We start from the raw sequence: 24,050 nt of genomic DNA, 5'->3' as shown, positions 1-24,050 counted from the left end.
CACATATACCACATACAGTAAATTAATTCTATATATTTACATTATATTTTTCTGAGAATACCGGTTTTTTGTCAAAAAATTTCCATTTCCATCATATTTATCGTTCAGCGTCAGCCATTGGTGGTGAGAATGTAGGAGTAAAATACAAAAGCCCGAATCGCCCTGAGGAGTGCGCTTGTGCTTCTCGTTGTGCTCCTCATTCACTCGTTAAGCTCGCGTTTGCTGAATTCAGGGGCACTAGTGCTCCTCATTCACTCGTTTAGCTCGCGTTTGCTGAATTCAGGGGCATTAGTGCCAATGTCATTAAGATAAGTTCAAAGATAAGTTTGGAATTAATAAAGAGAATCCAAAACGGTATGGGGAAACGTCCTATGCCGTTTGTTTTTGGTGTAAGGAAGGAAAAAAGCGCATAGCAAACAAAGCGGATGGAAGATCCACTTAAAAAAATGTTCATGCGAACCGAATTATGCTACTCTGTAGACGAAGCTAATGGCGGATTTGCTACGTATTCTGCGTGTATTCCTTTGCCCAGGACGGGTGAGACGAATCGGCAAAATATTTTTGCGAATCAAAGCTTCCACATCAGGCGGGGGTCCATCGCCCTTGGAGCGCAGGAAATGTCTACAGACGTGAACGGCCACCGTGAAGTTGACTTGGTAGAGGTGCCGTTTATCCTTTTGGGAAATGACTACGTGCGAGGTAATCATTTCAGCGAAATTGTAGAGGATCATTCTTGCGAATATCTCTTGGGTAATGGACTCTTGCTTCTTTGCGTGAAAATGGGTCAGACCGATGGTGTATTTTAAGGCCCGGAAAGAGGTCTCAATCCCCCATCGCAGGTGATACAGTTCCCGGAGTTCATCCGGTGAGAATTCAGCAGCCGGTAGATTGGTAATGACGGTTTCATAATCGCCACTGGGCAGGAGGAAACGAACCACCCGAAAGGAAATCGGGTAAAACAGGTTCTTTTGCATGTCCAGAAAATCAAAGCTAGAGGTGGCCGGAAGAATTTTATAGATTTCGGGGTGATCCCTGAACGCTTTCGTTCGTTTTTTAGTCAGCGTCAGGTGAATCTCCTGATCAAACGCCCCTTCAAAGGTCAAGTGCAAGCCCGAAAGAATGCCATTCGAATGCAAATCCTTGACCCGTATGACGTACTTCCATCCTTTCCGTTCCAGATGCGCGAACGTATTGTAGCTTTCCAATCCTCGATCCGCCAACACAATGACGTTCCCCTGAATAGGGGACCGATCCACCATCGTGGACAGCGTCCTTCCTTCGTTGCGCAGCTTTCGAGGTTGAAGGATGGCGTCCACGTAAAGCCGGTTACAGAGGTCATAAGCAGCGTTCAAGTGCAGAAGGTTAAAGCCTTTCGAGTGGGGCTGACTTTGAGAATAGGTCAACGGGTCCGCAGGATCTGTTGCAATATGCAGATCGGAACCGTCAATGGCCAATAATCGATAGCCTCGATAATCCTTGAATTCCGTATGGGACGCGGTAAAGGTGTGAAACAAAGATTCGACCGCAGACGGCAAAATTTTATTTCTTTGCTGAACAAAAGCAGAAGAAGTTGCGGTGTTAACGTCATAGCCCTGCGATTCCAACAGTTCCTTATAGAGGCTGTTGCCGCCCATAAAGATCAGGGTTTGCATAACCATTTCAAAGGGTAGTTTTTTCGTTCGGGTAAAATCCTTTCCCGGGTTTCTGACGTAAGGCGCGGGGGCAGCCGCCATCTCACGGATGAGAGATGTCAGTCTGTCTTTCAGCGAATTTGCATAAGCATTCATTGGCGTAACCTCCTCGTTTTTTCAAGGGGCTTCGCCACACGTTTTCTACGGATTGTCAAGATTTTTTTGTGCAAAAAAAGAGCAGGCTATCTTTTCGATAACCTGCCTTTTTCTTGTTTTTGGCTCTATATCTTAACTTAATGACATTGGCATTGGTGCACCTCATTACACCGCATGCCGCCAGAAGCAGGCGGCATGCGAATGTGATGGTGGAGGCTGGATGGCTTTTACTATAGGTAACCGGAATCCTTAAGCCTTATTCTTCGCATCGAACTGGAAGCGCTCCACCTGTCCCTGCATATCCGCAGCCATGCCGGAGAGTGCCGCAGCGGAGGAGGTGATCTCCTCCATCGAAGCAAGCTGCTCCTCGGTAGCTGCGGTTACGCTCTGGAAGGAGTCGAGCGCCGCCCGGGCGATGGTGGCCATCTCCTGGACGGAGGCGGCTACTTGGGAGCTGCTGGCCGACATTTGCTCCGTAATGGCCGAGACCTCATGGATCTGCTCGCCGACCTGCCGGGTGGACTGTTCGATCTGCTGGAAGGCTTCGCTTGCCTCCAGGGTAAGCGCCATGCCCTGCTCCACATCCTCTGCCACCTTGTGCTTCATCACATCATACGCGCTGGCGATCAGGCCCACCATCTCGGAGATGGTCTCCTGAATCTGCCCGGCACTGCTATTCGTGGCCTCCGAGAGCTTGCGCACTTCACCCGCCACTACGGCGAAGCCCCGGCCGTGTTCTCCGGCACGGGCCGCCTCGATGCCGGCATTCAGCGACAGGAGATTGGTCTGCTTGGCAATGGCGGAGATCGCCGTGCTGGTCTCAGCCACTCTGGCGCTTAAGCCGTTAAGCTCAGCGATCAGGGTGCCGGACTGCTGCACTGATTCGCGGATCGTTTTCATCTGCTCCCCCACCTCCTGCATTCTGGAGCTGCCGGTTGCGACATCCGTTTCCGTAAGGATAGCGGCGCTCACAATTGCCTCTGAAGCGGAAGCGATTTTCTGGATGCCGGTGGACATCTCCTCCATCGTTGTAGCGACTTCGGCGGAAGCATAAGCCTGGGTCTCCACGCCCCGGGTGGATTCCTCCACCAGCTCCGTAACATACTCGACTGCCTTGCTGTTCTCGGCCGTGCTGGCTGTGAGCTGTTCACTGGCAGCGGCGAGCTGGCCGGAGGTCTCGGCAACCTCCTGTACCATGGTGCGCAGTGAAGAGACCATTTCATTATAATTGCCGGCAAGCTGACCGATCTCGTCCCTGCGGCTGGTCTGGACGAATTCATCCAGATACCCTTCGCTTACCCGCTTGGCCGAACGGTTCAGGCGTTCTACCGGCCCGGTTATCCGGCGGATAATCAGGAAGGTAATTACTGCAGCAAGCAGCAGCGCAACCACGAGAACGATAGCCGATTTGTACAGAATCGGGTAGACCGCCTTCGTATATTCACTCTCTGGAAGCACTCCGGCCAAGGTGAAGCCGGTCAGCTCATTGGTAATGTAGTATCCGTCCATTTGCGTATCGGCTGCAGCGTCCTTGTAGGAGATTTTACCCGCCGGGCCTTGCTGGGTTCCTGCTGTCATTGCGCCAGTGGCTTCCGAAGCAACCTCCATGGCAGGGTGGTAGATCACCTTGTTATTGCCGTCCAGGATGAAGACATATCCGCTATCGCCCAGACTGACATTCTTCGCCAGCTCCATAAGCTCCTTCATGCTGATGCTGATCGTAACAGCCCCCTTGCCGTCCGGAAAAGCCTTGGAGACCGGCAGAATGTAGCTGTTCGTTACTTTGGAGAAAATGGGATCGATCACCGATGTTGTCTCCGGGGTCTTAAGTGCATCTATGTACCAGTCGCGTATGCGGGGATCATAATTGTCCGGCTTGGAATCCGGCGCGAACATGTATTTCCCGTCCTCGTTGCCTACCGCTACAATATCTACCTCAGGATGCTCCAGCTTGAAGTTGTCGATCAGCTTGCGCAGCTGTGCAGGATTATTCGTAAGTGCAGCACTGCTCATCTGGTACGCCAGCTCATTCACCCCGGCGCTCTCCAGCAGAATCAGCTGAGACAGTGTTTTATCCAGGAGGTGGATGCTGGAGCGTGTGGTGTCTTCCATTTTGGAGCGCAGAGCCGACTCTGAGGTTTGTGTCGATATGGCCACCAGAGCCAGCGAGGGCAGTACAATGGCTGTAATGATAAGCAGCATCAGTTCAGTTCTGAGCTTCGTGATACGGAATAGGCGCTTTAGGGGTTTTTTGGGTGTTGGCATGGAAGTTCCTCCTGAATTTCTGAATGGATGGACGTTAAAATTTATTTCCATATCTCGAAGTAACTAGATATTTTAATATATATTTCGACAGGGATCGACTAAATAATTAGTTTTTCGTCAAAAAATGTACTCTAATATTTCTGGAATTCTCCCTCTTTCCAAAGGAGTGCGTGTGTCAGCCTTCAGGTGGAGAACGATTATAACTATTCTTGAACTTGTAACCGGGGGCGGCCTATGGCTTAATAATAAGTGTCCGGCCGGGCAAGATTACTTCTGGAAGGAGGCTGAATTATGTTTACAGAATACGAGGTGGTTTCCGTCTAAGACGGAGACCTGTTTAGGGGGAGGCCGCGAGGCCTCCTTATGTATAACGAGCGAACACGAGCGGATATATACTTCCGGTTACTACAATATATAGAATGACACTGACCAAGTACTGACAGATCGCTGATCCATAATGAATGTGGACGATAACCGCAGGGTTTAATATAATGTATTTAGTTGATTTACCAAATTTGAGGAGAAGAAAGGAGGCAGGTGGAATGATTATTCAGAACAGTACTGTGATCGGACTGAACAGAATACACCTGTTGAAGGAGGAAATTGAACGTGAGTTACGTCAATGGAAAGGATGTGCTCCCCCCGGGGCTGCTCGAAGAGCTGCAGGGTTACATACAGGGTGAGCTGTTATACATCCCGAAGAAAGCGGAAGAACGGGTAAAATGGGGCGAGAACAGCGGCTCCCGGCAAGAGATTGCTGCCCGCAACGAAGAGATCTTCTGTAGTCACAGCAGCGGCTGCTCGGTGAACGAGCTGCAGAAGAGATATCACTTATCCGAAGAAAGCATCCGCAAGATCATTTCAAAAATGCGGCAAACGCGGCTGGCGATGAACCGCTAGTCTGGAACGTATATGAGTTCTAATTATAGAACAAAGAGCATGGCTCCCGCCGTTGGCGGCGGGGTCATGCTCTTTTTATGGTATGATAGGAGAAGTGTATGTATTCTATCGAAATCTTAGATGATAGCAAGGAAGTGTAAGGATGGATTTATTCTCGCAGGGTGAAGACAACGGGAGCGGACGGCTGCTGGCAGACCGGATGCGGCCCGGCAATCTGGATGAATATATCGGACAGGAGCATATTGTAGGCAAGGGCAAGCTGCTGCGCAGAGCGATTGAAGCGGACCAGGTCTCTTCCATCCTGCTGTACGGGCCTCCGGGCTGCGGCAAAACCACTCTGGCCCATATCATATCGCATCACACCCAAGGTGAATTCGTGCGGCTTAATGCGGTGGAGGCTTCGGTGAAGGATGTGCGGGAGGTCATTGAACGCGCACAGAGCAATAAGGCGCTGTACGGCTCGAAGACGATTCTGTTCCTGGATGAGGTACACCGCTTCAACAGCTCCCGCCAGGATGCGCTGCTGCCGGCCGTGGAGAAGGGGACGATCACCTTCATCGGTGCGACAACAGAGAATCCGTTCCATTATGTGAACGGGGCCTTGATGAGCCGCTCGACCTTGTTCCAGCTGGAGTCCCTGACCAGCGGGCATAGCCTGATTGCGATGAAGCGGGCGCTTGCTGACGATCAGCGGGGCCTCGGCTTCATGGACCTGAAGGCAGACGAAGACGCGCTGCTGCATATTGCCGCGATGGCGAACGGCGATATCCGCCGGGCCTTGAATGCTCTGGAGCTGGCGGCGATGACTACGGCGCCGGAGCGTGACGGCAGCGTGCACATTACGCTTGCGGTGGCGGAGGAGTCGATCCGCCGCCCGATTGTCAAAGCGGACGAGTCGACGCAGTACGATGTGCTGTCCGCTTTTCACAAAAGCATCCGCGGCTCCAGCGACGCCGCCCTGTTCTGGTTCCTCTACGCGGTGGAGAAGCTGGGAATGGACCCGATGACCTTCATCCGCCGATTGATCGCGGCCAGCAGTGAGGATATTGGCCTGGCCAACCCGCAGGCGATGGTCCAGGCGGTTAGCGCGTTGGATGCCTACCGTAATAACGGCTGGCCGGAGGCGAAGCTGAATATCGCGCAGGCGATTCTGTTCGCTGTAGAGAGCCCAAAATCAGACGGGGTAGTGACCGCTATCGCCAACGTCATGAACAGTCTGGAGGATCTGAAGTCGGCCGAGGTGCCGCTGCATTTGCGGGATACACACTATAAAGGTGCGGCCCAGCTGGGCCATGAGGGCTACCAGTACCCGCATCATTTCCCCGGCCATTATGTGAAGCAGGACTATCTGCCGAAGGCAATCTCCCGCAAGGTCTTCTATCAGGCCACCGAGCAGGGCAACGAGGCGAAGATCCGCCATAACCAGCAGCTGCGGCGCGGACAATAGGGCTTTGAAGAAAACTCGCTCTGTCTGCTCCAACCAACCAACAAACAAACTGTACATTTTACAAACAGAGAGCAGCCATTCTCCATAACTGGAGGAGGCTGCTCTTTTTGACGTTGTAGGCTTCTGGGTAAAGGGCGGGGTGTGCTCGTTTGGCAGTGTGTGCTGAATGTTCAGGCTTCGCTGGATGATTTACCTAGCCGAATGTCGGCTGGAAGGTGGAGGTCAAAAATGAAAGGGAAAAATCCCTCTGAATCGGCTGGAAGCGGGATGTATGAGCAAATGAAAGGGATAAATCCCTCTGATACGGTGGAAAGTGGGCTGCAGGTAGGAAATGAGAGGGATAAATCCCACTGAATCGGCTGAAAGTAGGCCGTATGAGCAAATGAAAGGGAAAAATCCCTCTGGTCCAGCCGAAGGTGGCAAACTGAGTTATGAGGAGCACTAATGCCCCTGAGAATTCAGCAAAAGCGGGCCAAACGAGCGAATGAGGAGCACTAATGCCAATGTCATTAAGTTAAGATATAGAGCCAAAAACAAGAAAAAGGCAGGTTATCGAAAAGATAGCCTGCTCTTTTTTTGCACAAAAAAATCTTGACAATCCGTAGAAAACGTGTGGCGAAGCCCCTTGAAAAAACGAGGAGGTTACGCCAATGAATGCTTATGCAAATTCGCTGAAAGACAGACTGACATCTCTCATCCGTGAGATGGCGGCTGCCCCCGCGCCTTACGTCAGAAACCCGGGAAAGGATTTTACCCGAACGAAAAAACTACCCTTTGAAATGGTTATGCAAACCCTGATCTTTATGGGCGGCAACAGCCTCTATAAGGAACTGTTGGAATCGCAGGGCTATGACGTTAACACCGCAACTTCTTCTGCTTTTGTTCAGCAAAGAAATAAAATTTTGCCGTCTGCGGTCGAATCTTTGTTTCACACCTTTACCGCGTCCCATACGGAATTCAAGGATTATCGAGGCTATCGATTATTGGCCATTGACGGTTCCGATCTGCATATTGCAACAGATCCTGCGGACCCGTTGACCTATTCTCAAAGTCAGCCCCACTCGAAAGGCTTTAACCTTCTGCACTTGAACGCTGCTTATGACCTCTGTAACCGGCTTTACGTGGACGCCATCCTTCAACCTCGAAAGCTGCGCAACGAAGGAAGGACGCTGTCCACGATGGTGGATCGGTCCCCTATTCAGGGGAACGTCATTGTGTTGGCGGATCGAGGATTGGAAAGCTACAATACGTTCGCGCATCTGGAACGGAAAGGATGGAAGTACGTCATACGGGTCAAGGATTTGCATTCGAATGGCATTCTTTCGGGCTTGCACTTGACCTTTGAAGGGGCGTTTGATCAGGAGATTCACCTGACGCTGACTAAAAAACGAACGAAAGCGTTCAGGGATCACCCCGAAATCTATAAAATTCTTCCGGCCACCTCTAGCTTTGATTTTCTGGACATGCAAAAGAACCTGTTTTACCCGATTTCCTTTCGGGTGGTTCGTTTCCTCCTGCCCAGTGGCGATTATGAAACCGTCATTACCAATCTACCGGCTGCTGAATTCTCACCGGATGAACTCCGGGAACTGTATCACCTGCGATGGGGGATTGAGACCTCTTTCCGGGCCTTAAAATACACCATCGGTCTGACCCATTTTCACGCAAAGAAGCAAGAGTCCATTACCCAAGAGATATTCGCAAGAATGATCCTCTACAATTTCGCTGAAATGATTACCTCGCACGTAGTCATTTCCCAAAAGGATAAACGGCACCTCTACCAAGTCAACTTCACGGTGGCCGTTCACGTCTGTAGACATTTCCTGCGCTCCAAGGGCGATGGACCCCCGCCTGATGTGGAAGCTTTGATTCGCAAAAATATTTTGCCGATTCGTCTCACCCGTCCTGGGCAAAGGAATACACGCAGAATACGTAGCAAATCCGCCATTAGCTTCGTCTACAGAGTAGCATAATTCGGTTCGCATGAACATTTTTTTAAGTGGATCTTCCATCCGCTTTGTTTGCTATGCGCTTTTTTCCTTCCTTACACCAAAAACAAACGGCATAGGACGTTTCCCCATACCGTTTTGGATTCTCTTTATTAATTCCAAACTTATCTTTGAACTTATCTTAATGACATTGGCACCAATGCTCCTCATTTCCTCATTTGGCCCGCATCCAATGAATTCAGGTGCACTATTGCTCCTCATTTCCTCATTTGGCCCGCGTCCAGTGAATTCAGGTGCACTATTGCTCCTCATTTCCTCATTTGGCCCGTGTCCAATGAATTCAGGTGCACTTTTCCCTTTAATCTCATCAGCTAGCCTGATCTCAGTAGAATCGGAGGGATTTTTCCCTTTAATCTCACCAGCTAGCCTGATCTAACCTGCAGTCAACTTCCGGTGTACAAAAGAAACCTCTCCTTTGAAATGGCGGATTCCATTTCTTGAAAGAGAGGTTTCTTGCGTTTTTTAAAATTGCACTATGCCTTACTTCCCTTCTGGCTCCGGCCAGCCGGAGACGCTCTCCTCTGCGTTCAGTTGAACGTAAGGCGGCAATTCGCCGCCCCGCAGCAGCCATAGCTCATGCAGGGCACGTGTGCAGCCCACATACATCAGCTTCGCATCCCAGGCCGCCGCTCCATAATGGGCGCTGTCTGCGTCTGCCAGAATGACGGCATCGAACTCCAGTCCCTTGGACAAGTAGACGGGCAGAATCGACAAGCCGCCGCGATATTCCGTAATGCTGCCGTCAATCAGATGAAGATCCTCGAACTGCCCGTCCAGCTCAGCGTACAGCACAGAGGCTTCACGCAGGCTGCGGGTCAATACCGCCACTGTGCGGTATTCACGCCCGGAGAGCTGCGCCAGCGCGCTCTTGACCGCGCTGAGCCGCTGGTCCGCCGATGCAGCCGCTCCCGGCAGCACATCCTCCTCATAGGAGATCAGCCGCACCGGATTCCCGCTGCGGAAGACCGGAACGGCCAGCAGCTCGCTTCCGACGCCCGTGGACAGAATGCCGTTAGCGAACTCAATAATCTCCATCGTTGAGCGGTAGCTTCGGGTAAGTGCATGGTATGCAGTGTGTTCTTCGGCGAACAGCGTCTGCATCTCTCTCCAGGCATGCACTCCCTTGTAGGCGTGGATGCCCTGCGACAGGTCACCCAGAATGGTGAAGGAATGCCCCTTCACATACAGATCCAGTACGGCAATCTGGAACGGGGAGAAATCCTGCGCTTCATCGATCACGATATGGTCAAAGCGCTCAGTACCTTCGTTACCGTTCAGAAGATAATGGATATACAGCAGCGGAGGAAGATCCTCTTCGCGCAGAATTCCCTTCTTCAGCTCCTTGACGGTCTCCTTCAGCACGGATGGCGGAATCTCCTCCGGTGCTGCTGCCGGCCAGTCTTCCGGCGCTTTCGCCGCCCGGAAGATCTGCTTGTAGACGGCGAGCGGCTCGTACTTCGGCCACTTGGCGCTGTAGGCCTTCTCGCGGGCCGCGCCCTTCTTCTTGCGCTCCTTCAGCGCAGCCGCTGAAGGGCTCTTCTTCAGCTCCATCTCGATCCAGCGGTGAAGCCTTGCCATCACCCGCTCCTTGCGCTTCGCCGGAGGATACGGTGCGTATTCCTCATTGTGCCAGCGCAGAATCACCTGGCGGCTCAGCACCGCCCCGTCCCAAGGGCTGAAATCGCCCTCCGGCACAGCGCTGGTCTCCAGCAGCTTGACGCTGGATTCAATGACGCTCATCAGCACCGTTGAGCCTTTGAAGCGCCCGGGGGTCTCCTCCGTGATGACCGGCATCGCTCCCGCCGTCTCGAACCAGCGGCTCATGACCTCCGAAGCATCCTGCTCCGGCAAATCCACACCCAGCACCTCTGCCGCCCAGTCCGGGAACGTACTCTGGGCAATATTGCCGACGCCCAGCTCCGGCAGCACATCCGAAATATAGTCCAGGAACATGCGGTTCGGGGCGAAAATAATCATTTTCTCCGCCGAGACCTGCTCCTTGTATTGATACAATAAGAACGCCAGCCGGTGCAGCGCAACGGTGGTCTTGCCGCTTCCCGCCACCCCCTGGATGATCAGCGCCGTGTTCTTGGCCGCCCGGATAATCTTGTCCTGCTCCTCCTGAATCGTGGACACGATGTCCCGCAGCCGGTTATCCTTGTTCTCCCCCAGCCGGTAGACCAGGAATTCATCCGATACCGCCGGTGCGTCGCTGTCACGGTTATACGTATCCGCCACCCGCTCCAGAATTTGCTTCCGGATCACCACGTTGCGCTTGAGATAGACCAGCCCTTCGATCAGCCCCTCCGGCGCTTCATACGAGGCGGCTTCCGTTCCTCCGGTAAAAGAATAAAACAGGCTTGCCACCGGGGCCCGCCAGTCAATAACAAGCGGACGGTCGCTTACCTGCTCGCGGTCTACGCCGATTTTGCCGATATACAGTGCCTTGCGGTCTTGCTCGTCATTGCCCTGAAAATCAAGCCGTCCGAAATAAGGCTCCTGCCTAAGCTTGGCAAGATCTTTGCGCTTCTGTTCCCTGGAGTCCTCCAGCACCTGCTCGGTATAATCGTGTCCTGTGTACACCGGTGTTGAGCGCAGTCGCTCAAGGGTGGAGTCAATCTCTGTCAGCACGTGGTTCAGCCTGTCTTCTTCCTCTTGATAGGCACTTTGAAAGTTGTCTTCCAATTTCAGTTACCTCCTAAAAGTTGTGTGAGCAGTCCATCTTATCACAACAGGACAGGGAATGCCATGTATTTCTAGATGGTGTCTAAGCTGCGGATAAGCGGAAGGGGGAAGCGCTGCTTCCCCCTTCCGCCTTTACTGTTAGCCCATCAGCGCATGCAGCACGAAGTTCGCGATGAACAGCCCGGCAATACCGTACAAGGCAGGAGGAACCTCCTTGCCTTTGCCGGTAGCCAGCTTCACCAGCGGATAGGTGATGAAGCCAAACGCCATGCCGTCCACAATGCTATAGGTGAAGGGAATCATCACCATGACCAGGAACGCCGGGAACAGCTCCGTCATGTCGCCGAGATCCATCTCGCGCACACTCTGCACCATCAGCCCGCCGATCACGATCAGAATCGGCGCAATCGCACTGTCCGGCACATAAGCCAGCAGCGGTATGAACAGGAAGGTTGCCCCGAACAGCAGGCCGGTGACGAGTGAAGTTAAGCCGGAGCGGCCCCCTGCCGCAATCCCGGCGGTGGATTCGGCAGCGGCGACCACCGGGCTGCTGCCGAACAGACCTGCCGCGATGTTGGCGAGCGAGAGCGCCCGCAGACTGCTTTTGAAGCGTTCCGGGCGTCCTGCCATCAGTGTCTGGGAAGAGATCAGGCCGATATTCTCAAACACCACAATCAGCAGCAGCAGGAAGACGGCAATCCAGAAGACGAGACTGACGAATCCGCTCCAGTCCATACTGGCGAACACGCTGCCGTAACCGCTGAACACATGTCCCGGCTCGGTATTCTTCGGCGCATGAGCGGCCCCCAGCAGATAGGCAAGCCCTGTGCCGACGAGCATACTGATCAGCAGACCGCCGCGTGTGCCGCGGATGAACAGCACCAGCGCCAGCAGCAGCGTCACCACCGAGGTAATGACCGCAGGATCACTGAAATGCCCGATGGCGACGAAGGTGGTGGCGTGGGCAATGACAATCCCGCTTTTTTGCAGGCCGATGAACGTCAGGAACAGCCCGATGCCGACTGTGATCGCATGCTGCAGATTATGGGGAATCGCGTCGCTAAGAATGCGGTAGAGCGAGGTGAAGGCCACAATGGCAAACAGCACCCCGGTCACCACTACCACGGCCAGCGCCTCACGCCAGTCCAGCTTCATGGAATGCACCAGCGTATAGGTGAAAAAAGCATTGATCCCCATACCCGGGACCACGATAATCGGCGTTTTGCCGCCAAACGCCATGAGCAGGCAGCCTGTGACCGCTGTCAGCAGCGTGGCAACCATCCCGGCCCGCAGCGGCATGCCTGCATCGGCCAGGATCGCCGCGTTAACCATTACAATATATACCGAAGCGAAATACGACAGGATGCCGGCCGCCCATTCCTGCTTCCAGTTGTCACCCGGCTCCATTCCCACGCTATTCCGCCAAATATTCGATTTCATGTAACAACCTCCACTTAAGTTCTTCTCATAGGATGTCAAGTATATCCCCATAAAACATACCGTAATAAAAGGGCATATAGCCGGAAGCCGGCTACACACCCTTTTACCTGATAAAATTCATTCAAATGTAATGCCGCCCGTTTCGAGCAAATCCCGTACCGTTACACTGACCATAATCAGGCCGACTACAGGGGGGACAAAAGAAGTACTGGCCGGAGGCTGCTTCGCCTTGCGCCGGTCCGGCGCATTCGCAGGCACAATCTGCTCCGTCACATCTTCGCGCGGCTTCACAGGCTTCTCGGTGGAGAAGACCACCTTCACGCCCTTCTTGATGCCTTCCTTACGCAGTCTGGTGCGGATCACCCGGGCAATCGGGTCCATGGTGGTCTTGGAGATGTCGGCGACCTGGAAGCGGGTCGGGTCCATCTTGTTGGCCGCCCCCATACTGGAGATCATTGGGATCTTCCGGGCCAGACATTCCTTGATCAGGTGAATCTTATAGATAATCGTATCCGAAGCGTCAATCACATAGTCCAGCTTGTATTTGAACAGCTCCTCATACGTCTCTTCGGTGTAGAACATATTCAGCGCAATCGCTTCGCAGTCCGGATTAATCAGCTTGATGCGGTCCACCATCAGATCGGTTTTGTTCTGGCCGATGGTCGTGGTCAGCGCATGGAGCTGGCGGTTGATGTTGGTAATATCCACCGAATCCTTATCAATCAGGATAATCCGGCCGATGCCGGTCCGGGCCAGCGCTTCCGCCGCCATAGCGCCAACTCCGCCGATCCCCAGCACAGCTACTGTGCTGTTCTTCATGATCGCCAGGCCTTCCGGCCCGATCGCCAGCTCCGTACGCGAGAACTGATTCAGCATGATGTCAGCCTCCTTGGGCAAGGCTTCCGGGACGTCCCTCTGCTCTCCTGGAGCGCCCCGTCAGTCCATAGTTAATTTATTTCTTTTCTTTCTCCGGTTTCGGTGCCAGCTTGATGTGCAGCTGCTCCAGTTGTCCGGCATCCACCGGGGATGGGGCATCCATCAGCAGGTCCGTTGCACTTGCCGTCTTAGGGAAAGCAATGGTCTCACGCAGGTTCGTGCGGCCGGCCAGCAGCATAATCAGACGGTCGAAGCCAAACGCGATGCCGCCATGCGGAGGCGTGCCGTATTCAAAGGCATCCATCAGATAGCCGAATTTCTCATAGGCCAGCTCCTGCGAGAAGCCGAGTGCATTGAACATTTTCTCCTGAACGTCACGCTTGTAGATACGCTGGGAACCGCCGCCCACCTCGTAGCCGTTCAGCACCAGGTCATACGCCTGTGCACGGATGGCGCCAGGATCGGTATCGAAGAGATGCAGGTCTTCGTCCATCGGACGTGTGAACGGGTGATGCTCAGCCACATAACGCTTCTGGTCCTCATCGTAGCCGAGAAGCGGGAATTCCGTTACCCAGGCGAATTTGAACACACTGTCGTCGATCAGACCAAGCTGGCGGCCGATCTTCAGACGCAAGGCGCCAAGCACATCGGCTACCACCTTCTTGGTATCAGCGGAGAAGAGCAGCAGGTCGCCATCCTCGGCACCTGTGCGCTCCTTCACGGCAGCGATTTCTTCCTCGGAGAAGAACTTCACAATCGGTCCCTTGAACTCGCCGTCTTTGACCTGAATCCAGGCCAGACCCTTGGCGCCGTAGCGTGCAGCGTATGGTCCAAGATCGTCAATCTCCTTACGTGTCCAGGTGCCGCAGCCCTTGGCGTTCAGACATTTCACTTCTCCGCCCTTCTCGATCACGGAAGCGAATACCTTCACGCCGCTCTCAGCAACGATATCATTCATCTCTACCAGCTCCAGGCCAAACCGCAGGTCCGGCTTGTCCGAGCCGTATTTGCCGATCGCTTCGGCATAGGTCAGCCGCTGGAACGGTGCGGATACCTCAACCCCAATCGTCTCCTTCAGCAGACGCTGCATCAGCTTCTCCATCATCGACAGCAGCTCATCCTGCGGCATGAACGAGGTCTCAATATCGAACTGCGTGAATTCCGGCTGGCGGTCAGCGCGCAGGTCCTCATCACGGAAGCAGCGGGCCATCTGGTAATAACGCTCGATGCCGCCGACCATCAGCAGCTGCTTGTAGATCTGCGGTGACTGCGGAAGCGCGAAGAATTCCCCTTCATGCACACGGCTTGGCACGAGATAGTCACGTGCGCCTTCCGGCGAGCTTTTGGTCAGGATCGGCGTTTCTACATCAATGAAGCCTTCACTGTCCAGGAAATCGCGGAAGATCTTAGCCGACTTGGAACGAAGCAGCAGCGTCTTGTGCATCTCCGGACGGCGCAGATCCAGGTAACGGTATTTCATGCGCAGGGATTCGTCTACTTCCACTCCGTCTTCGATGAAGAATGGAGGCGTCTTGGCCGCATTCAGCACTTCGATGTCTGTAATCTGCACTTCAATCTCACCGGTCGGCAGGTTGCGGTTAATAGTCTCTTCATCACGCTTAACTACCTTACCTGTCACGGACAATACGTATTCACTGCGGACCTTATCGGCAATCTGCAGCGCTTCTCCGGAATAGTCAGGATTGAATACAATCTGTACAATCCCTGTCCGGTCGCGCAGATCAATGAACAGCACGCCTCCAAGGTCACGGCGGGTCTGCACCCAACCGTTCAATGTTACTGTCTCACCGATGCTCGCTGTCGTTAATTGTCCACAGTTATGGCTTCTGGTCATCTTTTATCCTACCCCTTCATGATTAAAATTACATATGCTTGGCTTTCCGTCTAATTCTGAATCAGCGCCTCTGCCAGTTCGTCCAGCTTCACAGTCCGCTGCTCGCCGGTCTCCATCGACTTCAGTGCGATGACGCCGCTATTCAGCTCGTCTTCACCGAGAATCGCAGTATACCGGGCTGACATGCGGTCCGCCGACTTCATCTGCGCCTTCATCTTGCGTCCCAGGTAATCGCGCTCCGCCGAGAATCCAAGGCTGCGCAGACGGAACAGCTGCTTCGTGATCTCCAGATCTGCTGCTTCACCTAATGCGACGAAATACACATCCAGCGGCTTTGCCGCTTCCAGCGACACACCCTGATTCTCCAGAATCAGCAGAATCCGCTCCAGGCCAATCCCGAACCCGATGCCCGGCTGATCCGGTCCGCCGATCTCCTCGACCAGACCGTTGTACCGGCCGCCGCCGCCCACCGTGTCGATGGAGCCAATGCCTGCCGCTTTATACTCAAACGCTGTATGCGTGTAATAATCAAGGCCGCGCACCAGGCGGGGGTTGATGCTGTACTCCACACCCATCACATCCAGATGCCCCTTCACCTTCGCAAAATGCTCTGTACACTCTTCATCCAGACTGTCCAGAATAGAAGGCGCACCGCCGAACTTGTCCTGATCAACCTTGCAGTCCAGCACGCGCAGCGGGTTGCGTTCCATCCGCCGCTGGCAGTCGCTGCACAGGCTCTCTCTCATCGGTCTCAGGAAATCCAGCAGCTTCTCGCGGTAAGCCGCACGGCTCGGCGCATTGCCGACCGAGTTCAGCTCTACCCGCACATCCTTCAGCCCCAGATCAATGTAGAACTGGTATCCAAGCGAGATGACTTCAGCATCAATCGCCGGGTCCACCGCGCCGAACGCTTCGATGCCGAACTGATGGAACTGGCGGTATCTGCCGGCCTGCGGACGTTCATAACGGAACATCGGTCCGATATAATACAGCTTGCTGACATCCGGCTCCCCGTACAGCTTGTTCTGGACATACGCGCGTACCACGCCTGCTGTCCCTTCGGGACGCAGCGCCAGATCGCGGTCGCCCTTATCCTTGAAGGTATACATCTCACCTTCTACAATATCCGTTGTTTCGCCGACTCCGCGCTCGAACAGCCCGGTGTGCTCGAACAGCGGGGTACGAATCTCCCGGTAATTGAAGCGGCGGCACAGTTCTCTGGCCTTAGCCTCCACCACCTGCCATTTCTCTACTGCACCCGGCAGCACATCCTGTGTACCTGTCGGTTTCTCGAATCTTTCTTTAGCCACGCCTATCCCTCCTGAAAATAACCCCTCTTACGCTTCATGGAACTCATTGTCTCTGATTCTAAAAACAACAAAAAATCCCCCGCCCTGTTCATTACAAACAGGGACGAGGGATTATCATAACCAATAATTCACCCGTGGTACCACCCACATTCCGAATCGGGGCAACTGCTCTGCCTCCAGATCCGCTCTAAGCGGTTAACGCCCGCCTACGCGCATTCGGCTACTGACTATAGGCAATCCATCTGCCTGCGTTCGCCGTGCGTTCTCGGGGAGGTCATTCGTCCGTTCATCAACAGAATCCTTACAGCCTTGCGGATCAACATGTGTCCTCCTTACCTGGACGACAGCCATGATCTGCGGGATTCCTCTCTGGGGTTGTGGGTTACGGATTACTTGGTCCCGTCATCAAAACAATATAACTTACCGTATACTGTTAGATTCTACTGAACCACTGCGCTAAAGTCAAGGATTGAATAAAATAAGCTATATGCAACAGCGTTCCTTCCGCCAAATGGACTGAGATTCCGTTATTGGGGCAAAAACTCATAATTCTCAGCCTAACCGGACTCAGATTCCGCTATGCACCTACATATACCTCATTATTCGCTCAAATCAACCTAATAACGGAATTTCAGTCCGCGTCCGCTTCAAAATAACGTTTTTTGGACAAATAGGCGCTTCTCAGTCCGCTTCACTCTGCTGGGACTCACTCATGCGCCAACCCTAAAACAAAAAAGTGACCTGCAGCCGATTGCTGCAGGTCCATCATCATATATTATAAAAAAGGGGGTCATGCTTCTATTATAAACACGCTATATTAAGGAATCATGAATGGAGTGTTACAGTTGCATTACAGAAAAGAAAGCGTTTCACCAAGCCGTCCAAATCCCCGCTGTCATGCTAATCCATAGGTTACACTATCCCCCTGTTCCTGTCTACATATATCCTGCCGTTTTTTCTTTTTGCGGCAGAACAAAATCATTCTAACGGATGGATGAATAAGATTACCTTCGCGCGAACACAATGTATGCTGTTTTTCACATACATTCAGGTCGTGTGCCTGCTTGCGAGCACCGCTTTGGGGCAGTAATGTTGCACTTTTAGCAGGATTTCTCTATATCTTTTACTGGTTGAAGTACATTGTTGCATTATTTGCACAAATTTCGGTGTTTAGAGCAAGTTAGCGCTGAAATTGTTGCAGTTCGTTCAGGATTTCAGCATTGACCGCTTCTTTCGGGCAGTAATGTTGCACTTTTGGCAGGATTTCTCATGGATGTATTCAAGGGATACTCATCTCCAAATCTAAAAAACAGCTCCAGCCTCTCCATAACGGAGGGCTGGAGCTGAAGTGTATACCGGCGGGATACCGCGGTCCCTTTTAATCAAAAATCTCCACATAGGCCTGCTTGCCGCGCAGAACCTCTACAACCTCGTTGTAATGATTCTCGGCTACCTTGAGATCCATAACATAATGCAAGTGCTCCAGGTCACTGCTTGTCAGCTCTTCCCCTCTATGCACTTCGCCCTCCGTGCGTACTTCATCGGCGCGTACTTCATCCGTACGTTTCAGATCATCCTCTGCCGCAACTGCCGGAACAATGGCCGCCCCGGACCCCATACCCGTTGCACCTCCGGCAGCGTAAACGCCTCCGGCACCTGTTGAAGCGGTATTGGTGGAGCCCAGCGGGATCAGAATGTTGCGCCGGTTATTTACTCCATTATCCAAAGGGTCCGTTAACGCCGATACCTCAATCCCCTCTACACCGTAAGGAATCAAAGAAGTTTTAGCACCTTCCGCTGCATCTTCTGTACTGAAATAGGCTTGGATTCTTCTAGTCATTGTAAATCCCTCCCATAAAGTTGTATTATGCCAAACGGTTTATGCAGATATTTCTTGTATTACAACACCTTAAGCAGCTCACGCACAAAAGCGGGCTCATCCTTGGGTGTGCGTGAAGTAATGTAATTGCCGTCTACGACGACCTCTTCATCCTTGAACTCCGCACCGGCATTGATCAGATCATCCTTCAGCGGCGGATAGGAGGTAAGCGTGCGTCCTTGCAGCAGTTCAGCGCTGATCAGAATCTGCGGCCCGTGGCAGATAGCGGCAATCGTCTTGCCTGCACGGTCAGCATCCTTCACGAATTGCAGAATATCCGGGTCAAGACGAAGATTCTCCGGCGAAGATCCGCCTGGAATGACTATCGCATCATACTCTGCGGCTGTGACCTCGCTGACCGCTTTATCGGCGGCATAGGATACGCTTCCTTTTTTGCCGAGCAGGGTCTCATTCCTCTTCAGACCGATGATTTCTGCCTGATGTCCTGCCTGTAGAACTTCTTCGTAAGGAACCTTCATTTCAGAATCTTCAAAGTCATTGGCGAGCAGAAAAGCTACTTTACTCATGAGATCCATATCTCCTCTCTACGCTGCTTTCGTTCATGTCAATCTATTACCCTCATTCCCCCGCTTTATAACGAGCCCTGGCAGGTTCGATGCAAATTCTTATTTCACAACTACAATCTCTATGCGTCGAAAAAAGCAGTCCGCTGCCCTTCCCTCTTCTAAGTCCGGGGCAGAAGACCGCGGCGCATTCCACGCATTCCCTGCATCTCCTGCATCTCCCGCAGCCCGCCGGCTTCCTTCGCTTCCGCTGAAGCTTCAGCCGCAGACCCCGCCTTATGACCTTGTATCGTGTTCCACATCCATGCTTTCGGTGCTTGTCTCATCACTTCGGACTCCCCGCAACTTGTGAATAGTCATTCATCCCTAGTCTATCCACCTGCGAGGATGGCTATCCGGCAGGGATTAAATAGAACCCATTGACCTTCGTAGCATCAGCACAGTGTGTCCGCTTTTCCGCTTACATCCCGCCCGATCGCCTCCGCTCCAGCACACTGTATGCGCCTTCCCGCTTAGATTATGCCCGATTACCTCCACAGCAAAAAAGACCCCAGCTTGTGGAGTCCCGTGATGTATCTTATCAAGTGGAAACGGCTTTGCCGTCCTTTTAAAGGACGGTACCGTTTCGGCGAGAAATAGAAGGATAAATTATCGTGTGAAACATATAAATTCTTATATTTACAGTTAAAGCGGCGTCTGCCCGGCTCTAATCCTAACCCTTACTGTCCAGCAGCAGCGTAACCGGTCCCCAGTTGGTCAGGGCGACATCCATCATCGCTCCGAACACGCCGGTCTCAACCTGTAGCCCTCCGGCACGCAGCACCTGGTTGAAGTAGTCGTAGAGCCGCTCTGCCTCAGCCGGAGCCGCTGCCGCCATGAAGTTGGGGCGTCTGCCCTTGCGGCAGTCCCCGTACAGTGTGAATTGGGAGACGGACAGAATGGCCCCGCCGGCCTCTGTCACACTATGGTTCATTTTACCGGCATCATCCTCGAAAATCCGCAGTCCGGCAACCTTGTCAGCCAAATACTTGGCATCCTTCTCTGTATCCTCATGGGTTACGCCGACCAGCAGCAGCAGGCCCTCTCCAATGGCTCCGGTCACTGCACCGTCTACCGTCACACTGGAGTTCTTGCAGCGCTGCACAACGACTCTCATCTCATCCTTCAGCTCCTTGCCTTAGCACCTATTGCATAATACGGTTAACGGTATACACATCCTTGACCCGCTTCACTTTGTCGACCACAGACTGCAGGTGGTCGGTATTGCGGATCAGAATCGTCATATGGATCATCGCCATCTTGTTCTTGTCGGAGCGCCCGGTGACCGCTGAAATATTGGTCTTGCTCTCCGATACCGCCTGCAGCACTTCATTCAGCAGCCCGTTGCGGTCGTGGCCGGTAATCTCAATATCGACGCTGTAATTAGCCTCCATACTGCCTTCCCACTCCACTTCAATCACGCGGGCTGCTTCCTCCCCGTCCATCTCGTTCGGAAGGTTCGGACAATCCTCACGGTGCACCGATACGCCCCGTCCACGGGTCACATATCCGATGATATCGTCGCCCGGCACAGGATTACAACATCGTGCGAAGCGTACCAGCAGATTGTCGATCCCCTTGACACGGACCCCGTTGGTCGGCTGGTTGCGCTTCTCTCCGCTGGATTTGATCGCCTTCATCTCGGAGGTAAGCTCCAGATGGCCTGCGGCCTCCTCCTGGTCCTTACGCAGCTTCTCAGTCAGCTTGGAGGCGATCTGCGCTGCGGTAATCCCGCCGAAGCCGACCGCCGACAGCATATCCTCCACATCATTGAAGGCGAACTTCTTCGCAGCCTCGGACAATTTGTCCTCCGTCAGCCAGTCAGAGACCTCCACGTTCAGGCGCTTCAGCTCGCGTTCGATGGCCTCCCGGCCCTTCTCCACGTTCTCCTCGCGCTTCTCCTTCTTGAACCACTGCTTGATCTTGCTCCGCGCATGTGAGGACTGGGCAATCTTCAGCCAATCGCGGCTTGGACCGTAAGAATTCTTCGAGGTCAGAATCTCCACGATATCCCCGGTCTTCAGCTTATGGTCAAGCGGAACAATACGCCCGTTCACCTTGGAGCCGATTGTCCGGTTCCCGACCTCGGTATGAATGCGGAACGCGAAATCCAGCGGCACCGAACCGGCAGGCAGCTCCACTACCTCACCCTTAGGCGTGAATACGAAGACCAGATCAGAGAAAAAGTCCATCTTCAGCGATTCTACAAATTCTTCGGCATCCTTGGCTTCGTGCTGAAGCTCCAGAATCTCGCGGAAGAACGGCATCCGGTTCTCGGGATTAACGTTGTTACTGCTGCCTTCCTTATACGCCCAATGGGCGGCGATCCCGAATTCGGCCGTGCGGTGCATCTCCCAGGTGCGGATCTGAACCTCCGTCGGCTCTCCTCCCGGACCTACTACGGTTGTATGCAAAGACTGATACATATTCGCCTTGGGCATAGCAATATAGTCCTTGAAACGGCCAGGCATCGGCTTCCAAAGCGTATGAATAATGCCCAAGGTGGCATAACAATCCTTAATATTGTCGACGATAATGCGGATAGCCAGCAGATCATAGATCTCGTTGAACTGCTTGTTCTTCGTGTTCATCTTGTTATAGACACTGTAGATATGCTTCGGGCGTCCCGAGAGATCGCCTTCGATGCCCATTTCATCGAGCTTGGCGCGGATGCGGCCGATGACACTGTCAATGAACTGCTCGCGTTCTGCCCGCTTCTTGTGTACAAGATTCGCAATCCGGTAGTACTGCTGCGGGTTCAGGTAACGGAGTGCAATATCCTCCATCTCCCACTTGATCGCAGAGATCCCCAGCCGATCCGCAATGGGACAAAAGATCTCCAGCGTCTCATAAGAAATCCGGCGCTGACTCTCTTCGGACTGGTATTTGAGCGTACGCATATTATGCAGACGGTCCGCCAGCTTAATCACGATCACCCGGATATCCTGGGCCATGGCGATGAACATCTTGCGGTAGTTCTCGTTCTGCTGCTCTTCCTTGGAGCGGAAGCGGATGCGTTCCAGCTTGGTCAGGCCGTCCACCAGCATGGCGCAGGTATCGCCAAATTTCGTGCGGATCTGCTCCAGGGACACCGTCGTATCTTCCACAACATCATGCAGCAGCGCAGCAATAATGGATATGACATCCATTTGCATATTGACGACAATATCTGCGACCGCCAGCGGATGCAGAATGTATGGCTCCCCCGACTTCCGTACCTGCCCGTGATGAGCCTGATCGGCGAATTCATAAGCTTCACGGATGCGGAGAAGATCTTTTTCTTTTATATAGGCGCCAGCCTTTTCGGTTAGTTGCTCTATGCCCATTCTCGTCGTATCCGTTTCCCTTCTATAATAAAATGAACCTGCAAGCATGCAGAATTTGCAGGTTCCATACGTTCCCGGCTGCATTGCGCTCAGGTTAAAGTTGTCTATAATTATGACGCTTACGAGGGATTCCGTCAACACTTGCCATAGCGTGGTATTCCTGTAAGGGAAAGGGTCAAGAAAAGACAATTTTGTGGCACGGATAAAAATGTTGTTGTAAAAACCCGCTGTTCTATTTAATCTAGTAAAGGCGGTTTTTTAAAAGATAAGAATTGTCAAATCAAATTAGATCAGAAAGAGAAGTGAACTCCATTGCAACGCGAAATTCAAGTTAACGAAAGACTCCCTTGGGGCCCGGGCTTCCTCCTGAGTCTTCAGCATCTGTTCGCCATGTTCGGCAGCACCGTGCTTGTTCCCAACCTGTTCGGGGTAGATCCCGGCATGATCCTGCTGATGAACGGTATCGGCACCTTGCTCTACATTCTGATCTGCCGCGGCAAAATCCCCGCCTATTTGGGTTCAAGCTTCGCCTTCATCTCTCCGGTGCTGCTTGTGCTGAAAGAGCATGCCGGCGACCATGAGCGCGGATATTCGCTTGCATTGGGCGCTTTTATCGTGACTGGTGTTATATTCATTCTTGTGGCTTTAATTGTACGTTATGCCGGTACCGGCTGGATTGATATTGTATTCCCTCCGGCAGTTATGGGAGCGATTGTGGCCACGATTGGACTGGAGCTTGTGCCTGTAGCCGCACGGATGGCCGGACTGATTGCACCTGAAGGTGTGGCCACCGCCGACTGGACACCTGACGGCAAAGCCATTACCCTGTCGCTCGTCACACTTGGTGTTACCGTGCTCGGCTCCGTGCTGTTCCGCGGCTTCCCCAAAATCATTCATATCCTCATCGGTATTGTTACCGGTTATGTACTCGCTTATATCTTGGGTGAAGTGAATACTGGTGCCATCTCTCAAGCAAGCTTCCTCTCGCATCCCACAATCATTACCCCATCCTTCAACTGGCAGGTCATTCTGACTATTATTCCTGTATCGCTTGTGGTCATTGTGGAGCATATCGGCCATTTGCTGGTCACCAGCAATATCGTCGGCAAGGATCTGACCAAGGACCCGGGACTGGACCGCTCACTGATGGGTAACGGGATTTCAACAGTACTCTCCGGATTCCTGGGGTCTACGCCTAATACAACCTATGGTGAGAATATCGGCGTTATGGCTCTGACTAAGGTGTACTCGGTATATGTTATCGCGGGGGCTGCCGTGATTGCCATCGTGCTGTCGTTCTCCGGAACGTTCTCCTCGGTCATTGCCAACATTCCGCTGCCGGTTATGGGCGGTGTATCCCTGCTGCTGTTCGGTGTCATTGCGGCGTCGGGCCTGCGTATCTTCGTTGAACAAAAAGTCGATTTCTCCAAAGCCACTAACATGATTCTGGCTACGCTCGTCCTGGTTGTCGGCATCAGCGGCATTTCGCTGAAGCTTGGCGGTGTAGAGCTGAAAGGCATGGCACTGGCGACTATCGTCGGTATGGTCCTCGCCCTGCTCTTCAAGCTGATCGAGGTTCTGGGCCTGTCCAATGAACAGGAAGCTGACAAATCGGCACATTAAATAACTCACATCTGTTATTATCCACCCAGCGCATCAACAAAAAGCGGACTGCTGTCTTCATTCGACAGCAGTCCGCTTTATATTT

The 24,050-nt window shown here is 52.9% G+C and carries 16 protein-coding genes; 4 read left to right on the top strand and 12 right to left on the bottom strand.

Going from position 1 to position 24,050, the window contains the following annotated elements; all coding sequences use genetic code 11:
* Positions 1-464: 464 nt before the first annotated feature.
* Both NSS64_RS04110 and NSS64_RS04105 read right to left on the bottom strand, forming a co-directional pair.
* Positions 465-1,787: an IS4 family transposase gene (locus tag NSS64_RS04110; RefSeq protein ID WP_341139296.1), complete on the bottom strand. Its 1,323-nt coding sequence runs from the start codon at positions 1,785-1,787 to the stop codon at positions 465-467.
* Positions 1,788-2,036: 249 nt separating this feature from the next.
* Complete coding sequence (locus NSS64_RS04105; protein WP_341139297.1) at positions 2,037-4,052, bottom strand: methyl-accepting chemotaxis protein; 2,016 nt, start codon at positions 4,050-4,052, stop codon at positions 2,037-2,039.
* 609 nt (positions 4,053-4,661) lie between these two features.
* Here NSS64_RS04105 and NSS64_RS04100 point away from each other — a divergent pair.
* From NSS64_RS04100 to NSS64_RS04090, 3 genes are all read left to right on the top strand, one after another.
* Positions 4,662-4,952, top strand: a complete 291-nt coding sequence (locus NSS64_RS04100; RefSeq protein WP_340938757.1) for a CD3324 family protein — start codon at positions 4,662-4,664, stop codon at positions 4,950-4,952.
* 142 nt (positions 4,953-5,094) lie between these two features.
* The gene (locus NSS64_RS04095; RefSeq protein WP_340938758.1) at positions 5,095-6,399 is read left to right on the top strand and encodes a replication-associated recombination protein A; all 1,305 of its coding nucleotides are present in this window, start codon (positions 5,095-5,097) and stop codon (positions 6,397-6,399) included.
* Between the two features lie 650 nt (positions 6,400-7,049).
* Positions 7,050-8,372 (top strand): IS4 family transposase, encoded by a 1,323-nt coding sequence (locus tag NSS64_RS04090; RefSeq protein WP_341139296.1) that lies wholly within the window; start codon positions 7,050-7,052, stop codon positions 8,370-8,372.
* A gap of 516 nt (positions 8,373-8,888) precedes the next feature.
* On the opposite strand, the gene NSS64_RS04085 is transcribed toward NSS64_RS04090, so the two are convergent.
* The 10 genes from NSS64_RS04085 to NSS64_RS04040 all read right to left on the bottom strand — a co-directional run bounded on the left by NSS64_RS04085 (position 8,889) and on the right by NSS64_RS04040 (position 22,342).
* Positions 8,889-11,093, bottom strand: coding sequence for a HelD family protein (locus NSS64_RS04085; protein ID WP_341139295.1), 2,205 nt, complete (start codon positions 11,091-11,093; stop codon positions 8,889-8,891).
* 138 nt (positions 11,094-11,231) lie between these two features.
* Positions 11,232-12,533, bottom strand: coding sequence for an NCS2 family permease (locus NSS64_RS04080; protein WP_340938754.1), 1,302 nt, complete (start codon positions 12,531-12,533; stop codon positions 11,232-11,234).
* A gap of 117 nt (positions 12,534-12,650) precedes the next feature.
* Positions 12,651-13,409, bottom strand: coding sequence for a tRNA threonylcarbamoyladenosine dehydratase (locus tag NSS64_RS04075; RefSeq protein ID WP_341139294.1), 759 nt, complete (start codon positions 13,407-13,409; stop codon positions 12,651-12,653).
* 76 nt (positions 13,410-13,485) lie between these two features.
* On the bottom strand, positions 13,486-15,264 hold the full coding sequence (aspS, locus tag NSS64_RS04070) for an aspartate--tRNA ligase (protein WP_340994063.1): 1,779 nt from the start codon (positions 15,262-15,264) through the stop codon (positions 13,486-13,488).
* A gap of 50 nt (positions 15,265-15,314) precedes the next feature.
* Entirely contained in the window at positions 15,315-16,574 is a 1,260-nt protein-coding gene (gene hisS / locus NSS64_RS04065; RefSeq protein ID WP_340994064.1) for a histidine--tRNA ligase, read from the bottom strand.
* Positions 16,575-17,952: 1,378 nt separating this feature from the next.
* Positions 17,953-18,414, bottom strand: a complete 462-nt coding sequence (locus tag NSS64_RS04060) for a hypothetical protein (protein ID WP_036732344.1) — start codon at positions 18,412-18,414, stop codon at positions 17,953-17,955.
* Between the two features lie 59 nt (positions 18,415-18,473).
* Positions 18,474-18,980 carry a type 1 glutamine amidotransferase domain-containing protein gene (locus NSS64_RS04055; RefSeq protein ID WP_341139293.1) on the bottom strand — a complete coding sequence of 169 codons (507 nt, stop codon included), beginning with the start codon at positions 18,978-18,980 and terminating at the stop codon, positions 18,474-18,476.
* 158 nt (positions 18,981-19,138) lie between these two features.
* Positions 19,139-19,303: a hypothetical protein gene (locus tag NSS64_RS04050; protein WP_155991691.1), complete on the bottom strand. Its 165-nt coding sequence runs from the start codon at positions 19,301-19,303 to the stop codon at positions 19,139-19,141.
* Positions 19,304-19,689: 386 nt separating this feature from the next.
* Positions 19,690-20,133: a D-aminoacyl-tRNA deacylase gene (gene dtd, locus NSS64_RS04045; RefSeq protein ID WP_340938748.1), complete on the bottom strand. Its 444-nt coding sequence runs from the start codon at positions 20,131-20,133 to the stop codon at positions 19,690-19,692.
* Between the two features lie 28 nt (positions 20,134-20,161).
* Positions 20,162-22,342 (bottom strand): RelA/SpoT family protein, encoded by a 2,181-nt coding sequence (locus NSS64_RS04040; protein WP_340938746.1) that lies wholly within the window; start codon positions 22,340-22,342, stop codon positions 20,162-20,164.
* 312 nt (positions 22,343-22,654) lie between these two features.
* Here NSS64_RS04040 and uraA point away from each other — a divergent pair, with 312 nt between their 5' ends.
* Entirely contained in the window at positions 22,655-23,965 is a 1,311-nt protein-coding gene (gene uraA, locus NSS64_RS04035; protein WP_209872306.1) for a uracil permease, read from the top strand.
* Positions 23,966-24,050 lie beyond the last annotated feature (85 nt).

The sequence above is a fragment of the Paenibacillus sp. FSL H8-0122 genome (genome assembly GCF_038005345.1).
Taxonomy (GTDB): domain Bacteria; phylum Bacillota; class Bacilli; order Paenibacillales; family Paenibacillaceae; genus Paenibacillus_AQ.
The sequence above is the reverse complement of the archived record's forward strand: the minus strand, read 5'-3'. Positions and strand labels throughout refer to the sequence as shown.

Bases quoted from the DNA above. Each gene is read 5' to 3' on its own strand.
- NSS64_RS04095 (WP_340938758.1), top strand. From the start codon at position 5,095: ATGGATTTATTCTCGCAGGGTGAAGACAACGGGAGCGGACGGCTGCTG.
- NSS64_RS04050 (WP_155991691.1), bottom strand. From the start codon at position 19,303: ATGAGACAAGCACCGAAAGCATGGATGTGGAACACGATACAAGGTCAT.
- NSS64_RS04055 (WP_341139293.1), bottom strand. From the start codon at position 18,980: ATGAGTAAAGTAGCTTTTCTGCTCGCCAATGACTTTGAAGATTCTGAA.
- dtd (WP_340938748.1), bottom strand. From the start codon at position 20,133: ATGAGAGTCGTTGTGCAGCGCTGCAAGAACTCCAGTGTGACGGTAGAC.
- aspS (WP_340994063.1), bottom strand. From the start codon at position 15,264: ATGACCAGAAGCCATAACTGTGGACAATTAACGACAGCGAGCATCGGT.
- NSS64_RS04080 (WP_340938754.1), bottom strand. From the start codon at position 12,533: ATGAAATCGAATATTTGGCGGAATAGCGTGGGAATGGAGCCGGGTGAC.
- NSS64_RS04075 (WP_341139294.1), bottom strand. From the start codon at position 13,409: ATGCTGAATCAGTTCTCGCGTACGGAGCTGGCGATCGGGCCGGAAGGC.
- NSS64_RS04060 (WP_036732344.1), bottom strand. From the start codon at position 18,414: ATGACTAGAAGAATCCAAGCCTATTTCAGTACAGAAGATGCAGCGGAA.
- NSS64_RS04110 (WP_341139296.1), bottom strand. From the start codon at position 1,787: ATGAATGCTTATGCAAATTCGCTGAAAGACAGACTGACATCTCTCATC.
- NSS64_RS04090 (WP_341139296.1), top strand. From the start codon at position 7,050: ATGAATGCTTATGCAAATTCGCTGAAAGACAGACTGACATCTCTCATC.
- NSS64_RS04105 (WP_341139297.1), bottom strand. From the start codon at position 4,052: ATGCCAACACCCAAAAAACCCCTAAAGCGCCTATTCCGTATCACGAAG.
- NSS64_RS04040 (WP_340938746.1), bottom strand. From the start codon at position 22,342: ATGGGCATAGAGCAACTAACCGAAAAGGCTGGCGCCTATATAAAAGAA.